A 15,447-nucleotide genomic window follows, 5' to 3' on the forward strand; every position below is an offset into this window, starting at 1 on the left:
TCATGTGCGCGCACGCAATGTCCGCCGTTGCCGGGTAACGATCCGGCGCATGAAGCCACGAACGCTATCGCATTTCTCTTATCGCCGAGCGTTCGCAAACGTTCTCTGCGAGGTCTCGCACGTCGTTAAATGACGACGCCCCAGCGCCGGGTTAAGTACCGCACAGAACGCGGCGTACAGCCTGTCATTCTTGCCCCACATCGCGTCTGATGCTTCACGTGGCGCGTGACGACGAAAGACTAAACGGGGCACACATGAGTAATCCTAAGAAAAAAACCTTGAACACGGTGATCAAGCTCAGCGCGATCGTAATCGCCGCGGCCGCCGCCAACTTTGCGTCCGCGCAGACGACGGCGATTCCTTGCAACAGCCAGTCTTCCGATGGGTGTGCGCCCGTCGGCCTGAGCGGGGCGATGACGGTCGCGGCGGCGGATTCGTCGGCGGGCATGTCGCCGTCGACGGAACCGTCGGTCGATACGCAGTCGTCGGTCGTGCTCTTGCTCGAGGGCGGCCGCGGCAGCGATGGCTCACCGGGATCGAGAGCGGGCGGCGGCAACGCGGCCGGCTCGGGCTCGGGTCAGGGCACGGGCGCGGGCTCCGGTTCGGGCTCGGTCGGCGCGGGGCCGGGCTCAACCGCGGGCGCGGGCGGCACGAACGGCGCGGGGGGGACGGGCGGCTCCGGCAGCACGGGCGGTGGCACGGGATCGGGATCGACCGGAAACGGCAGCTCGGGCCCCGGCAATTCGGGCGGCGGAGACTCCGGCGGAGGTGATTCCGGCGGCGGCGATTCTGGCGGAGATACGGGGGGGCATGGTCATCACGGACACGGTCATGGTGATGGCGACGGGCATGGCGATGGCCACGGTCATGGGCACGGCGACGGTGACGGGCATGGCGATGGCCACGGTCATGGGCACGGCGATGGTGATGGTCATGGCGATGGCCACGGTCATGGGCACGGCGATGGCGACGGGCATGGCGATGGCCACGGTCATGGGCACGGCGATGGTGACGGTCATGGCGATGGCCACGGTCATGGCGACGGTCATGGCAATGGGCACGGCGACGGAGGCCATGGCGATGGTGGTCACGGCGGCGTTGGTCACGGCGACGGTGGTCACGGCGATGGTGGCCACGGCGACGGAGGCCACGGCGACGGAGGCCACGGCGGCGCTGGTCATGGCGACGGCGGTCACGGCGACGGCGGTCATGGCGACGGCGGTCACGGCGACGGTGGTCACGGCGGTGCTGGTCATGGCGATGGCGGTCACGGCGACGGCGGCCACGGCGACGGTGGTCATGGCGACGGTGGCCACGGCGACGGTGGTCATGGCGACGGTGGCCACGGCGACGGTGGTCATGGCGACGGTGGCCACGGCGGTTCGGGCAGTGGTCACGGCGCCGGTAATGGCGGCGGCGTCGGTGGAGGTCACGGCGGCGGCAACGGTGGTGGTTCAGGTGGCGGTCACGGTTCTGGCGGCGGAAATGGCGGTGGTTCCGGCGGTGGTTCCGGCGGTGGTTCCGGCGGCGGTTCCGGTGGCGGTTCGGGCGGTGGTTCGGGCGGTGGTTCGGGCGGTGGTTCGGGCGGTGGTTCGGGTGGTGGTTCGGGCGGCGGCTCGGGCGGTGGTCATGGCTCCGGCGGCAACGGCGGCGGCAGCGGTGGTGGAAACGGTGGCGGCGGTAACGGCGGCGGCGGTAATGGTGGCGGTAACGGTGGTGGCAACGGCGGCGGTTCCGGCGGTGGCCATGGCGGCGGCGGTAACGGTGGTGGCAGCGGTGGTGGCAGCGGCGGCGGCTCCGGTGGCGGCCACGGCGGCGGCGGTAATGGTGGCGGTAACGGTGGTGGCAACGGCGGCGGTTCCGGCGGTGGCCATGGCGGCGGCGGTAACGGCGGCGGTAATGGTGGCGGCAACGGCGGCGGTTCCGGCGGTGGCCATGGCGGCGGCGGCAACGGCGGCGGCAATGGTGGTGGCAACGGCGGCGGTTCCGGTGGCGGCGGCGGGGGTGGCAACGGCGGCGGTTCCGGTGGTGGCCATGGCGGCGGCGGCAACGGCGGCGGTTCCGGTGGTGGCCATGGCGGCGGCGGCAACGGCGGCGGCAATGGTGGTGGCAACGGCGGCGGTTCCGGTGGCGGCGGCGGCGGTGGCAACGGCGGCGGTTCCGGTGGTGGCCATGGCAACGGCGGCGGCAACGGCGGCGGTAATGGTGGCGGTAACGGTGGTGGCAGCGGCGGCGGCTCAGGTGGCGGTCACGGCGGCGGTGGCCACGGTGGCGGCGGCAATGGCGGTGGGAATGGTGGCGGCGGCAATGGCGGCGGCAACGGCAACGGCTCAGGCGGTGGCCACGGCGGCGGCGGTCATGGCGGCGGCGGCCACGGTGGCGGCGGTTCTGGCGGTGGCGGTGGTGGTGGCGCGGGTGGCGGTGGCGGCGGCCGCGGTCGATAAGCGGTTCGCGGTCCGACCATCAATCTTACTGATCGCTTGATCAGCACGAGAAATAGCCGATGCCCCTTAAACGGGGGCATCGGCTTCTCACCTTCCATCTTTTACAAGCTCTCCGAACATATTTCGGGAAGCTCAAGCGTCGAACCGCAAAACGCGCAGCGACATCAAGCGCATGCCAAGACCAACCTCAACCTCAAACCATCACTTCGTCGTCGTGGCGCTCTTCTCTTCGGCCGGGCGTTCGCCCTGCCCCGCGCTACCGTTGCTTTCGGTGCTTGCGGACTGTTCTCCGCCCGTACCCGACGCATCCTCCGCGCCGAGCGACTCTATCGCCTGCTGCCAGAATTCTTCGGCGCGTCCCTCGGGGCTGCCTTCGCGTTCCCAGAGTTCGTAAGCGCGGCGACGAATGCGGTCTTGCTCTTTCTGCTCGTCCATGACTTTCTCCCGTAACGCGACGATGTGGCGGCGATTCGCTGAACACTTGCACCCTCATCGCCTGAGCAACCGTCGTGCCGCGGACGGCGCACCCCGCAAGCCCCGTCCGGAAATTCAAAAGAACCGCGACAAAACCGGCAACATCACCGGCACGACGAACGCCGTGAAAATGCCGTTCAGCCCCATGCCGAGCCCGGCGAAGGCGCCCATTTCCTCGCTCACCTGAAACGCGCGCGCCGTGCCGATGCCGTGCGACGCGACGCCGAGTGCGAAACCGCGCGCTTCGACATCCGTGACGCGCAGCAGATTCAGGATGCCGCGCGCCGTGACCGCGCCGAACACGCCCGTGGTAATGACGAGCACCGCCGTCAGCGACGGCAAGCCGCCGATCTCCTTCGCGACGCCCATCGCGATGGGCGTCGTCGCGGATTTCGGCGCGATCGACGCGATCGACTGCCGCGACGCGCCCAGCAACGCCGCCACCGACACCGCCGACACGATCGCGGTCAGCGAGCCCGCCGCGAGGCTCACGACGATCGGCAACGCCAGCCGCTTCAGGTTGGGCAACTGCCGGTAAAGCGGCAGCGCCAGCGCGACGGTCGCCGGGCCCAGCAGAAAATGGACGAACTGCGCGCCATCGAAATAGGTTTCGTAAGGCGTATCGCTGGTCTTCAGCACGACGACGACGATCGCCACCGCGATCAGCACCGGATTGGCGAGCGGGTTGAAGCGGCACGCCGCGTAGATGCGCTGCGCGATGAGATAGGCCAGCAGCGTAATGGTCAGCCCGAGCAGCGGCGTGGCCGCGAGATACACCCAGATCGCGCCGATGCGCGGCACGCCGGTCATGCGCCCTCTCCCGGTCCGCCCGGCACGCGGCGCTGACGGCGCAACATTGCGCGCATGACGAGCGCCGTCACCGCGATCGCCAGTGCCGTGCTGATCGCGACGGACAGCACGACGGCGAGCACATCGCCGCGCAGCGCGCTCGCCGACACCATGATGCCGACGCCCGCCGGCACGAACAGCAGCGACAGGTGCCTCAGGATTTCGAGCGCGGTGCCTTCGAGCGCCGCGGCGGCGGCCGGACGCACGGCAACATAGCCGAGCAGCAGCAGCATGCCGACCACCGGCCCCGGCACGGGAATGCGGAAAAGATACGAAAGGCCCTCTCCGAGACACTGGAAGACGAGCAAGGTGGCGAGCGCAGCAAGCAAGGCAATGTTCCTCGAGACATCGAAACGGGGTTCGGAAAAAGACCGCCGCACGAGCGTTTCGTACAGCCCGGCAGACGCGGAATGGTCGCACACTTGATCGAATCTACGGTCGCAATTGCGGCCTTCACAGTACGTAAAGGATGCGTTACGGTTGCACGGCGAGCGCGGACATCGACGTTCCAGCCCGGTGACAAAGCAAGCCGCGTAGAACCGCCCATCGCTGGCAACGGCGCAGTCGTGGTCAAATGCGAAGTAGGAAAGGCTCGCGCGCATTCACGTGCGCCATGCTCAAAGCGAAACAATGCGGCAAACGGGGACCAGACAATGCAAGGCGACGAACACGACGATTTTTCCATTCCCGACGACTGGTGCCGCCGGTGGATCAATTGTGTGCGCGACTATGCGGTGATCGGGCTGTCTCCCGAAGGCATCATCGAGACGTGGAACGTGGGCGCGCGCCAGATCCACGGCTTTCAACCCGAGGAAGTCGTCGGCCGGTCGTTCGATATCTTCCATGCGCCGGAAGATCGCGAAAAAGGCAGCGCCACCGCCCTGCTCGACGCCGCGCGGCGCGACGGACGCTCGGAAGCCGAAGGCTGGCGTCTGCGCAAGTCCGGCGCGCGATTCTGGGCCAACGTCGTGATCACCGCGCTCGTCGACGAGCATGGCCGCCTGCTCGGCTTCGGCAAGATCGTCCGCGACATGACCGACAAGCGCATCGCCCACGAAGCCGTCGTCGAGAGCGAACAGCGCTTTCGCATGCTCGTGAACGGCGTGACGGACTACGCGATTTTCATGCTGTCGCCCGAAGGCATCGTCACGAACTGGAACGCGGGCGCGCGGCGCATCAAGGGCTACCAGTCCGATGAAATCATCGGCTCGCACTTTTCGCGTTTCTACACGCGGGAAGACGCCGCGGCCGGCCTGCCGCAGCGCGGCCTGTCCATCGCGGCGCGGGAGGGACGGTTCGAAGCCGAAGGCTGGCGCGTGCGCAAGGACGGCAAGCGCTTCTGGGCGCACGTCGTGATCGACGCGATCCGTGACGAAAGCGGCACGCTCGCCGGCTTCGCCAAGATCACGCGCGACATCACCGAACGCATGGAAGCCAGCCGCGTGCTCGAAGAAACGCGCAAGGCACTCTTCCAGGCGCAGAAGATGGAAGCCGTCGGCAAGCTGACCGGCGGCGTCGCGCACGATTTCAACAACGTGCTGCAAGTGCTGCGCGGCAATCTCGAACTGCTCGACAGCCGGCATCACCGCGATGCGTGGACGCGCGACCGTATCACGAAGGCGATCGAAGCCGTCGAGCGCGGCTCGAAGCTCGCGTCGCAACTGCTGGCGTTCGGCCGCCAGCAGCCGTTGCAGCCGGTGGTCATCAACCTCGCGGCGGCGCTGCGCGGCATGGACGACCTGCTGCGCCGCGCGCTCGGCGAGACCGTGCGCGTCGAGACGGTGGTCGCGGGCGGGCTGTGGAACACGTCCGTCGACATCCATCAGCTCGAAAACGTGGTCCTGAATCTCGCCATCAACGCGCGCGACGCGATGCCCGACGGCGGCCGGCTGACGATGGAGCTATCCAACGCGATGCTCGACGATCAGTACGTCGCCACCGAACCCGATGTCGCCGAAGGCCAATACGTGCTGCTCGCCGTCACCGATACGGGCACGGGCATGCCGCAGGACGTGCTGGAACGCGCGTTCGATCCGTTCTTTTCGACCAAGACCGAAGGCAAGGGCACGGGACTCGGCCTGAGCATGGCGTACGGCTTCGTCAAGCAAAGCGGCGGGCATATCAAGATCTACAGCGAGATCGGCCACGGCACGTCGGTCAAGATCTATCTGCCGCGCTCGACGGGCGAGGCGATCGAGCCGCCGCCGCGCGTGCACGCCGCGCCGGTGAAGGGCGGCAGCGAAACCATCCTCGTCGTCGAAGACGATCCGAAAGTGCAGTCCACCGCCGTCGATACGCTGACGGGCCTCGGCTATCGCGTGCTCAAGGCCGACGACGCGCAACAGGCGCTCACGGTGCTGCGCAGCGGCATCGACGTCGATCTGCTGTTTTCCGACGTGGTCATGCCCGGCCCCATCAGCAGCACGCAAATGGCGGCGCAGGCCTCGCGCATGCTGCCGCACATGAAGGTGCTGTTCACGTCGGGATACACGCAGAACGCGATCGTTCACGGCGGCAGGCTCGATCCGGGCGTCGAGCTGCTGAGCAAGCCTTACGGCCGCGATCAGCTCGCCCGCAAGATCCGCAGCATGCTCGACCGCGCGAAGCCCGCGACGCCGGCAAGCGCCGCGCTGGACGCATCGGCGGCCGGCGGGCGCGCGCTGCGCGTGCTGCTCGTCGATGACGACGCCAATCTCTGCGAAGCGATGAACGAGCAACTGCGTCTGCTCGGCCATGCGGCGACTTCGACGACCTCGCCCCACGAAGCGCTGGACCGCCTGCAGCAAGAGGCGTTCGACGTGCTCATGACCGACCTCAGCATGCCCGCCATGGACGGCGTCGAACTCGCGAGGCGGGCGGCGCGCGACCAGCCGTCGATCTGCGTCGTGTTTTCCTCGGGGTATGAAATGCCGGCGCTGCCCTCGATGTCGTTTCGATGGGCGGCGTTGCGCAAACCCTTCACGCTCGAAGAGCTCGGCGCGGTCCTGAGAGGCTTTCAGCAATAAGCGCGAGCGGCGCTGTGCCCGGTGGCATACCCGTTGCTGAAACGCTTGCGGGCCGCTGCCACCGAACCCTTCGGACGAGCGGCCTCCTCCTGACGACGCGGTTCCCGCCGCACGACGCCAGCGCGATTCCGACGCGCTGAGACCGCAGCCTCACGGCCGAAAGCGACGCCTGTGCGTTCCTCCCGGCCGCTGCACGAGCACACCATTCAATGTCAACGATTCGCGCGAAGTCCGCGAAGGGCTTCGCTCGCTCTGAAAAAGGAGTCGTTCAAATGTTCGTCCATAACAAACGCCTGCAATACACCGTCCGCGTGGGCGCACCCAATCCCGGTCTCGCCAATCTGCTGCTGGAGCAATTCGGCGGGCCGCAAGGCGAGCTTGGCGCCGCGATGCGCTACTTCACGCAGGCCGTCAGCGAAGACGATCCGGGCCGCAAGGATCTGCTGTTCGATATCGCGACCGAGGAACTGAGCCATCTGGAGGTCATCGGCTCCATCGTCGCGATGCTGAACAAGGGCGCGAAGGGCCAGCTCGCCGAGGCCGTCGAGCAGGAAGCCGAGCTGTATCGGTCGCTGACCGGCGCGGGCAACGATTCGCACATCACGCAGGTGCTTTACGGCGCGGGCGCGCCGCTCACCAACTCGGCGGGCGTGCCGTGGAGCGCCGCCTATATCGACACCATCGGCGAGCCGACCGCCGATCTGCGCTCGAACATCGCCGCCGAGGCACGGGCGAAGATCGTCTACGAAAGGCTCATCAACGTGACGGAAGATGCCGGCATCAAGGACGCGCTGGGCTTTCTGATGACGCGCGAGATCGCGCATCAGAAGTCGTTCGAGAAGGCGCTGCACGCGATCCAGCCAAACTTTCCGCAAGGCAAGCTGCCGGGCGACCCCGAGTTCACGAGCGTGTACTTCAACCTCTCGAAGGGCGAGGACGCGCGCGGGCCGTGGAACGAGGGCGGCGACTGGGAGTTCGTCGAGGATCCGCAACCGGCCGTGGATGGTGGCGACGGCACCGCGACCGTCACCGTGACCGAGGCAGACGTGCAGGTGCTGCAGGCGATGGCATCGCGCACGGCGTCGGACCCGTCGGCTGATCCGACTACTGGCGCGGATCTTGGCGCGGGTAAGGCGAACGGCGCGTAGTACGCTGAAACGGCGCTGCCTGGAAGGGTCAGGCAGCGCCGGCGTGACTAGCCCGTCCCGCCGGCGAGCGCGTCGTCGATTTCCCGCAGCGCATGAAGAAACCCAAACGCCGCGCCCTCCTCCCGCAGCCGGCGAAGCGCGTCGGGCGCGATCGCGTCACCGCTCCCGCACGAAACGAGCGCCCGTGCGCGCGCGACGAAAAAGCGCGAAAACGGCGACGGCTCGCACCGCGCGTAATCTTCGAGCGCCCCGGCCTGTTGCGCGGCCGCATTCCAGAGACCGCGATCGATGCAGGCGTCGATCGCGTCACGTCGAAAGAGAAAGTGGTTGTGACTCACGGCGCCCGCGCCGAGTAACGCTTCGGCTTCCGCGAGCGCGCTGTCGAACACGGAGATGTCATCGGTCGCGTGAGCGAGGATGCCGAGATAGTGCGCGCCGAGATACGTCATGCCGGTTTCACGGCTGATCGACAACGCCTGCGCGATATCGGCAAGCGCTTCGTCGCGCCTTCCCGCCAGGCGATGCAACTCCGCGCGCAGCGCGAGCGCTTCGCCTTCGAAGCGCTTCGACTTCAGTTCGCGCGCGCACCACAGCGCCGGGCCGACATGCTCCCCCGCGCGGTCCCACTGCGCGAGATCGTGCAGGCAGTGCCACGCCGCGTGATGCGCCACCGCGAGCGCGCGCAGATGCCCCGCCTTCTGTGCCGCGGCGACACTGGCGAGCGCCGCATCGAGGCCGGTGCGCGCGTTGCCCGCGAACCACGCGGTGATGGCGCGCATCGGCAGATTGGCGACTTCGATTCGGCCGAAACCGTGGCGTCGGCATACGTCGATGCAGCGGCTGAAGGCGTCGTGCGCGCTGATCATGCGTCCGCGCATGTACTCCGCGTCGCCGATTCCGCCGAGCGCCGCCGCTTCCTGTTCCGGATCGCCCGCTTCGCGCGCGAGCGCGAGGCTGCGCCCGTGCTCGCGCACGCAGTTGTCGCGCTCACCGCGCGGAAAGCACAGGTTGCCGCGCAGGAAGTGAATGCGCGCTTGTTCGCGCACGAGCCCCTGCGCGGTGGCAGCGGCGGCGGCATGGTCGAGATCGGCCCAGGCGCCGTCGAGATCGTCGATCACGCGTTTCACCGTGGCGCAGCCGATCCACGCGCGGCAACGCTCGGCGTCGGTCTCGGCGAGCGCGAGCGCGGTTTCGAATGCCGCAAGCGCCGCCGTCATGTCGCTCACGTCGTGCAGGATCGTGCCGCGCAGGCATTCGAGTGCGACGCGCTCGCCGTTCGTATCCGCGAGTGCGAGCCCGCGTTCGGTCAGCGCAAGCGCCGATTCGTAGCGATAGAGCGCAGCCTGCGTGCGCGCCGCATCGCAATAGGCGAGCGCGGCCTCGCGGTCTTCCGCGCGATCGAGATGCTCGGCGCGCAGCACGGGATCGCGCTCGCCATACCAGTGCGCCGCGCGGCGATGCAATTCCCGGCGACGGCTTTTCAGCAGCCCGTCATAGATGGCGTCGCGAATCAGCGCGTGATGGAAGATGAACCCGCCGCCCTGCCGCCGCAACAGGACGCGCATCACGAGCGGCTCCAATGCGGCCCCCGTGCCGTCCAGAAGATGCTCGACCGCATCGCGTTCGAAGTACTGGCCGAGCACGGAGGCAACCTGCAAGACCGACTTGTCGCCGGGATGAAGCCGGTCGAGCCGCGCCTGCACGAGGCTTCGCACCGAACCCGGCACGCCGGTTCCCGCGCTCTCCTCCGCGTTGTTGAGCAACTGCTCGAGAAAGAGCGGGTTGCCCGCCGCTCGCGCAATGCAGCGTTTCGCGAGATCCGCGTCCGCGCCGGGAAACGATCCGGCCATGGCATTCGCCTCGTCCGCGCTGAGCGGGCCGAGATCGATCAGCGTGCATCCCGCGCCGGCCGCGGCGCGCCACGGTTCGCCGGCCGCATCGCCGGACGTGCGCGCCGTCAGCAGCAGCACCGCCGGGCAGTCGGCCGCCGCCGTCGAAAGATCGGCGAGATCGCGAAGCGTTTGCGCATCCGACCAGTGAACATCCTCGACGGACAAAATACGCGGCTGCCGGCGGCTCGCGCGCCGGACCAGCCGCGCGAGGACGTCGCGCCGGCCGCGCACGCGCATGGCGTTGTCCATCGCTTCGTAGACGGTGCGCTCGTCGAACGTCAGCGGCGCATCGACGAGATCCTTGAGAAAGATGGCGTCGCCGGAATCGATCAGACCGTCGCTGGCCGCGCGCTCCACGGCGGCATCGCCGGCCGGCAGCAGGCTGCGCACGAGCGACTGGACCGCGCCGCGCCCGGTCGCCGCGCCGAAGTCGAGCACGAGGCCGCCGTGACACGCGAAGCCCGACGCGCGTGCCTCGCTTTCGAATTCCACGGCGAGGCGCGTCTTGCCGATCCCGGCCTCGCCGCGCAGCGCGACCACGCTTCCGCGCCCGGTCTCGATGCATGCGCGCAGCGTTGCGCGAAACCGCCGCAATTCGTCTTGGCGTCCGGCAAAGGCGCGATCCGGCGTCGCGCGCCGAAAACCGGCGATGCACCACGCTGAAACCGGTTGCGCGAAGCCCTTAACTGACAGCGCGCCGCGCTCCACGCAATCGAGCCGGCTCGCCAGCGGACGCCGCACCGTGTCCGATATCAGAATCTCGCCGGGTCCGGCCGCGTCGGTGAGCCGGGAGGCGAGATTGACCGTGTCGCCCGTGACGGTGTACGCGCGATGCGCTGCGCTGCCCGTGCCGCTCGCGACGACTTCGCCGCCCGCAATGCCGATATGCGCGACGAGCGTGCGGCCGAGCGCGCGCGACAGGCCGGGCATCGCGTCGCCGATCGCGAGGGCGGCGCGCACGGCGCGTTCGGCATCGTTGCCATGCGAAACCGGCGCGCCGAACACCGCCATGATGGCGTCGCCGACATGCTTGTCGATGTGTCCGCCGTGCTGATCGACGATGCGGTCGACGTGCTCGAAGTAGTGGTCGAGCAGCGCGACGAGGTCTTCCGGATCGGCTTCCCGGCTCATTGCCGTGTAGCCGCAGAGATCGGCGAACAGCACCGCGACTTGCCGCCGCTCGCCTTTCGCTTCGCTTACTTGCGCCCGCAGTTCGGCCAGCGCATCGAGCAGCCTGCGCCGATGACCGACCGACGCGATGCCGAGTTCCTTGAGATCGTCCGCGGTGAGCTGGCGCAGCACGTCCTCGTCGATGGCGTTCTCGCGGAACGCGGGTTCGTAACGCTCCATTCCGAGGCTGCGCAGCCACACGGCGACGTCCACGATCTCTCCCCGGCGGAAGACGTTCGTACCGGTCAAAGATAGCACGCAGCGACGCGTCCGCAAGAATGACGTATCGTCCCCATGCGCACTGCATAAAATGCCTTGGTACCGCCGGTTCCGGGCCTCGAACCCGACCGACCGTTCGTTAGCAGCACGCCGGATTCATCTACTCTCAGGAGGAAGAAGATCATGTGCAATCACATCGCGCATCGCGGCGTTCCTTCGATCTACTGCATTCTGCCGCCGCATATGCTCAAGGAAATCGCGAAGAACGGCACGCCCTCGCAGCGCGTCGCGGCGGTCGATACTTTATCGACTGATCATACGTTCCGGCAGATTCGCTCCGTGCAGGCGGCGCTGCTCGCCCCGCGACGCGGCGGGGCCGTAGCGCCGGCGCCCGCCGTTCCTTCCATACACCGAAGCATCTACACCGCCAATCACACCGAGACTTTGCCAGGCAAGCTGGTGAGGGCCGAAGGCGCGCCGAAATCGAAAGACGAGAGCGTCGACGAGGCCTACGACGGGCTCGGCGCGACCTTCGAGTTTTATCTGGAGATATTCCAGCGCAATTCGATCGACGACGCGGGCATGCCCTTGATCGGCACGGTCCACTACGGCGACAAGTACGACAACGCGTTCTGGAATTCCCAGCAGATGGTGTTCGGCGATGGCGACGGTACGCTGTTCAATCGCTTCACCATCGCGCTCGACGTGATCGGGCATGAACTCACGCACGGCGTGACCGAACATACGGCGAACCTCGCCTATTCCGGGCAGGCCGGCGCGCTCAACGAGTCCGTGTCCGACGTGTTCGGCTCGCTCATCAAGCAATACGCGCTGAAGCAGAAAGCGGACAAGGCGGACTGGCTCATCGGCGCGGGACTGCTTGCGAGCGGCGTGCAAGGCGTCGCGCTACGATCCATGAAGGAGCCCGGCACCGCGTACGACGATCCCGTGCTGGGCAAGGACCCGCAGCCCGCGGACATGGCCCATTACGTGAATACCGCGCAGGACAATCATGGCGTCCACATCAATTCGGGCATTCCGAATCGCGCGTTCTGCCTGGCGGCGCTCGACCTCGGCGGCTACGCGTGGGAAAAGGCCGGACGCGTCTGGTACGAGACGCTGAACGATTCTCACATCAAGCCCACCGCCAGCTTCAAGACTTTCGCGCGGCTCACGGTGTCCAATGCCAACCGGCTTTTCGGCGCGGGCAGCGCCGAGTCGAAGGCGGTCAGCAAAGCGTGGGACACGGTCGGTGTGCTGTGAGCCGGATGACAGGCCTGCGAGCCACGTTCGCCATGGCCTGTCTCATCGCGGCGGGCTGCATGACCGATAACGCGCAGAACAAGGAGCTGCCGATGCAAGCGGAATTGTTCATCGACGGGGGCGTGGGCTTCTTTCCTGGCCTTGCGCGGCCGATCGTGCTCGACGAGAACGCCCTGTCGGCAGAAGAGCGCGACGAGCTTGCGCGGCTCGTGTCCGCCGCCCGCGCGGAGCCGGTCGCCCCGCGCGCGGCGGCATCGAAACCGGTGCCTGACGGGCGCAGCTATCGCATCCGCATCGCCTTCGCCGACGGCACGAAAGAATTGAGCTGCGCCGATCCTTCCGTGCCGCCGGCGTTTGCCGCGCTGATGGCGTTTATCAAAGCGCACGGGCATCGTTGAGCGCGGAAGCGCACGGTCACGGCGCCGAATCGGCGAGTAAAGCCCTGCGCCCTTTTGGCGATGCATCGCGAGGCTTGGGCGATATGCAGGGCTCTTTCAGTCCAGCCCGCCGGCATAGGTCGTCCGCTGTCCTATACGCCGCTTCGGCAACCGTCGCGGCGGTCTCGTTGCCCGTGTACCAGCCGAGCGGCGCCGTGCGGGCTCGCTTCAACTGGTCGCACTGACGCTCCACGCTCAACTTCTCGTTGTCGTCCAATGGGGCGCTCAGCCGCACGGGTTGGAGGCAATGGGCTTTGTCGGTGCTGTCCGTGCAAGCGGGCAGCGCGTCCGCGAGCCGCTTCACCGCCTGCTCCGCGTGAGCCGAGCGTGCCTGCAAGAGCGCGAGAAGTGCGGTCGGAATCGCGAGCTGCTTGTCCGGCTTGCACTCATGGTCCTGCCCGGACTTGTGGATCGTGAAGACCGCGGGCGGATTGCCGTCGATATCGATGAGCACGACATTGCTCGACTTCCCGCCATTCACGCGTGCGCGCTGGTCCATGAGCGTTTGCGCGCCGGAATTGTCGGCGTAACCGCCATCGACCAGCCGATGCGTTGTTTTCCCTTGCTTGAATTCGCCCGCCGGCGTGACGATGGGGAACCGCGCGCTGTGCAACACCGCCTGACCGACCATCAGCTCATCCGCCGATGAATCGCCGAAGCTGCTCGACGCCGCGCTGTTCGCGCCATTCGAAAACCACACGATGTTACCGTTGTCCGCATCGGTCGTATTGAAGAAGACCAGCGGTTTCGGCGAAATGCCACCGCTCAGATCGGCGAGCTTCATGGCAAGGGGCGCGTCGAAGTCGTCGTCGTGGCCCGGCGGCGGGTGCTTGACTGCCTCCGCCAGCGCGGGCACGATTTTGAGCGCATCCGCCAGCGCATCGTTCCAGCTATCGAGAATGGCCTGCCCGCGCGCCGGGTCCGTGAAGGGAACGAGATCCAGACTGAGCGTTCGCGCGATGACAGGCGAAAGGTGGTCTTGCCCGAGCGCGCGCGCCACCACGTCCGTGAGCGGCGTTTTCGTCGCCTTCTCGCACGGCGCCCACGGATCACCGTGCGCGATGAGCTGTTGCCGCGCAACGAGATACACGGCAATGCCGAGACTGCCGCCCGACACGCCGCTCATGGCTTCGATGTGCTTGCCGAATTCGCCGCACGAGGCATCGTCGGCGCGCGCGAGCACCTGCGACGTGTAGATCGCCGCGCGCAAGCCTCCGCCATAGGCGTTGACGATCAGGCGCGGCGTCGGCGGCACGTCTGACGAACTCGCCGCGTTGCCGGATAGCATCGCGTTGACGGGAGCCGTCCGGGCGTGCGCCTTGAGCCCTTCCTTGCCGAGCGGCTCGCAGCCGGCGACGCTCGCGAGAATGAACACGACGATCGCCGCGGCGGACGTCAGGCCGGGCACCGAGCGTGAAATTCTGCGCAAAAAGAGTTGCAATCCGGAAATGAAGAGCACGGCCGCCGCCAGGAAGATCATGACCGTGGCCGCCGACCCGACGCTTCGCACATAGGCCGCCTTCAACTCCGCGAGCAGCACGAGCACGACCAGTCCCGCGCCGCTGAAAAGCGCGACGCGTCCGATCACGTCTTCGAAATCGAGCGCGGACTCCGCCCAGAACTCCTTGTCGATCCAGCGTGTGAAAACCGTGCGCCGCCACAGCACGAACGCCAGCAGCACCGTGGGCAGCAGCGATGCGGTCACGTCGATCAGCCAGACTGCAAAATTCGCCATGTCCAGGAACAGCAGGGCGAGGCCGAGCCCGACGCAGAAGACCACGATGCCCGCCACCATCACGAGGCCGGCGCGCTGCGTCCATTTCGACGTGCTCTGCATGGCCGACTGCCGTATTCCCACGCCCCACACGAAGAGCAGCGGCCCGACGATGGCGAGCGTCGTCACGGCAAGCGCCGTGCCGCGCTCGACCGTCCATATGAGGGTGGCGAAGATCAGCGCGCCCATCGAGGCCGACAGCGCGAGCACGCCATACGCGCGCGGCAGCCACTTGATGGCCCGCCGGATGCTGTTGCCATCGCCGTCCTCGAAGGGTTCCTCCGCCGGGTCATAGTTAAACGCCTTTGGGCGTTTGCCAAGGTATCCGATTTTCCACACTTTCGGCATGCCGAGCCACGCCTCCACGGTGCAGAGCAGGCGCGCGCTATACCACACGGCGAGCGCGAGCACGGAAGACGCCACGTAGTACGAAATCAGCGCCGTCCAGTTCACCACGCTCAGCGGCGTCGAACTCAGCGGACCGGTCTGCGGCGGCTCCGTCAGCCCGAGCAGCACTTCGCGGCTTTGCGGCACCAGATAGAACAGCGCGGCGAGGATGACGAGGCACACCGTGGGAATGAGCGCGCGCCGCAAGGCGAGGAACAGCCACGGCATGGCTGGAGAGAGCTTCTTGACGAGCCAGTCGAGCCGGTGCGAGTGCCGGGGCGCGGGGACGGTAGTCATGATTCGTACACCTCGTGAGCAGGTGCTGCCGGAACCATCCGATGAGAACAGATCTCGTTGTATTAAATTCGCTCGGCCCGGATATGCA

The 15,447-nt window shown here is 67.3% G+C and carries 13 protein-coding genes; 5 read left to right on the forward strand and 8 right to left on the reverse strand.

Annotated elements, in window-relative coordinates; translation table 11 throughout:
* Positions 1-214: 214 nt before the first annotated feature.
* The 3 genes from LY284_RS25325 to LY284_RS25335 form a co-directional block, all read right to left on the reverse strand.
* A complete protein-coding gene (locus LY284_RS25325; RefSeq protein ID WP_233388616.1) occupies positions 215-556 on the reverse strand; it encodes a hypothetical protein in 342 nt (113 codons plus the stop codon).
* A gap of 73 nt (positions 557-629) precedes the next feature.
* Complete coding sequence (locus LY284_RS25330) at positions 630-1,433, reverse strand: hypothetical protein (protein ID WP_233388618.1); 804 nt, start codon at positions 1,431-1,433, stop codon at positions 630-632.
* A 21-nt stretch (positions 1,434-1,454) separates the two neighbouring features.
* Entirely contained in the window at positions 1,455-2,174 is a 720-nt protein-coding gene (locus LY284_RS25335; RefSeq protein WP_233388620.1) for a hypothetical protein, read from the reverse strand.
* Between LY284_RS25335 and LY284_RS25340 the strand changes: the two genes are divergently transcribed.
* On the forward strand, positions 2,173-2,484 hold the full coding sequence (locus LY284_RS25340; protein WP_233388622.1) for a hypothetical protein: 312 nt from the start codon (positions 2,173-2,175) through the stop codon (positions 2,482-2,484). The two genes, LY284_RS25335 and LY284_RS25340, sit on opposite strands and share 2 nt — an antisense overlap.
* Before the next feature lie 161 nt (positions 2,485-2,645).
* Here LY284_RS25340 and LY284_RS25345 read toward each other — a convergent pair whose 3' ends face one another.
* From LY284_RS25345 to LY284_RS25355, 3 genes are all read right to left on the reverse strand, one after another.
* On the reverse strand, positions 2,646-2,879 hold the full coding sequence (locus LY284_RS25345) for a DUF2934 domain-containing protein (RefSeq protein ID WP_233388625.1): 234 nt from the start codon (positions 2,877-2,879) through the stop codon (positions 2,646-2,648).
* A gap of 114 nt (positions 2,880-2,993) precedes the next feature.
* Positions 2,994-3,728: an LrgB family protein gene (locus LY284_RS25350; protein ID WP_233388626.1), complete on the reverse strand. Its 735-nt coding sequence runs from the start codon at positions 3,726-3,728 to the stop codon at positions 2,994-2,996.
* Complete coding sequence (locus tag LY284_RS25355; protein ID WP_233388628.1) at positions 3,725-4,096, reverse strand: CidA/LrgA family protein; 372 nt, start codon at positions 4,094-4,096, stop codon at positions 3,725-3,727. The genes LY284_RS25350 and LY284_RS25355 overlap by 4 nt, the downstream gene beginning before the upstream one ends.
* Before the next feature lie 324 nt (positions 4,097-4,420).
* Here LY284_RS25355 and LY284_RS25360 point away from each other — a divergent pair, with 324 nt between their 5' ends.
* Together LY284_RS25360 and LY284_RS25365 are read left to right on the forward strand one after the other, a co-directional pair.
* The gene (locus LY284_RS25360) at positions 4,421-6,772 is read left to right on the forward strand and encodes a PAS domain S-box protein (protein WP_233388631.1); all 2,352 of its coding nucleotides are present in this window, start codon (positions 4,421-4,423) and stop codon (positions 6,770-6,772) included.
* Positions 6,773-7,044: 272 nt separating this feature from the next.
* The gene (locus LY284_RS25365; RefSeq protein ID WP_233388632.1) at positions 7,045-7,920 is read left to right on the forward strand and encodes a manganese catalase family protein; all 876 of its coding nucleotides are present in this window, start codon (positions 7,045-7,047) and stop codon (positions 7,918-7,920) included.
* A gap of 47 nt (positions 7,921-7,967) precedes the next feature.
* On the opposite strand, the gene LY284_RS25370 is transcribed toward LY284_RS25365, so the two are convergent.
* Complete coding sequence (locus tag LY284_RS25370) at positions 7,968-11,195, reverse strand: adenylate/guanylate cyclase domain-containing protein (RefSeq protein ID WP_233388635.1); 3,228 nt, start codon at positions 11,193-11,195, stop codon at positions 7,968-7,970.
* A gap of 189 nt (positions 11,196-11,384) precedes the next feature.
* On the opposite strand from LY284_RS25370, the gene LY284_RS25375 reads away from it, so the two are divergent.
* Entirely contained in the window at positions 11,385-12,464 is a 1,080-nt protein-coding gene (locus LY284_RS25375) for a M4 family metallopeptidase (RefSeq protein ID WP_233388637.1), read from the forward strand.
* 32 nt (positions 12,465-12,496) lie between these two features.
* Positions 12,497-12,862: a protealysin inhibitor emfourin gene (locus LY284_RS25380; protein ID WP_233388639.1), complete on the forward strand. Its 366-nt coding sequence runs from the start codon at positions 12,497-12,499 to the stop codon at positions 12,860-12,862.
* Between the two features lie 16 nt (positions 12,863-12,878).
* Here the strand turns inward: LY284_RS25380 and LY284_RS25385 are convergent, their stop codons facing one another.
* On the reverse strand, positions 12,879-15,359 hold the full coding sequence (locus tag LY284_RS25385; RefSeq protein WP_233388641.1) for a hypothetical protein: 2,481 nt from the start codon (positions 15,357-15,359) through the stop codon (positions 12,879-12,881).
* Positions 15,360-15,447: the final 88 nt, after the last annotated feature.

The organism is Caballeronia sp. PC1 (assembly GCF_021353155.1).
Classification (GTDB): Bacteria; Pseudomonadota; Gammaproteobacteria; order Burkholderiales; family Burkholderiaceae; genus Caballeronia; species Caballeronia cordobensis.

Bases quoted from the DNA above. Each gene is read 5' to 3' on its own strand.
- LY284_RS25360 (WP_233388631.1), top strand. From the start codon at position 4,421: ATGCAAGGCGACGAACACGACGATTTTTCCATTCCCGACGACTGGTGC.
- LY284_RS25335 (WP_233388620.1), bottom strand. From the start codon at position 2,174: ATGGCCACCACCGGAACCGCCGCCGTTGCCACCGCCGCCGCCGCCACC.
- LY284_RS25340 (WP_233388622.1), top strand. From the start codon at position 2,173: ATGGCAACGGCGGCGGCAACGGCGGCGGTAATGGTGGCGGTAACGGTG.
- LY284_RS25385 (WP_233388641.1), bottom strand. From the start codon at position 15,359: ATGACTACCGTCCCCGCGCCCCGGCACTCGCACCGGCTCGACTGGCTC.
- LY284_RS25375 (WP_233388637.1), top strand. From the start codon at position 11,385: ATGTGCAATCACATCGCGCATCGCGGCGTTCCTTCGATCTACTGCATT.
- LY284_RS25380 (WP_233388639.1), top strand. From the start codon at position 12,497: ATGGCCTGTCTCATCGCGGCGGGCTGCATGACCGATAACGCGCAGAAC.
- LY284_RS25365 (WP_233388632.1), top strand. From the start codon at position 7,045: ATGTTCGTCCATAACAAACGCCTGCAATACACCGTCCGCGTGGGCGCA.
- LY284_RS25345 (WP_233388625.1), bottom strand. From the start codon at position 2,879: ATGGACGAGCAGAAAGAGCAAGACCGCATTCGTCGCCGCGCTTACGAA.
- LY284_RS25350 (WP_233388626.1), bottom strand. From the start codon at position 3,728: ATGACCGGCGTGCCGCGCATCGGCGCGATCTGGGTGTATCTCGCGGCC.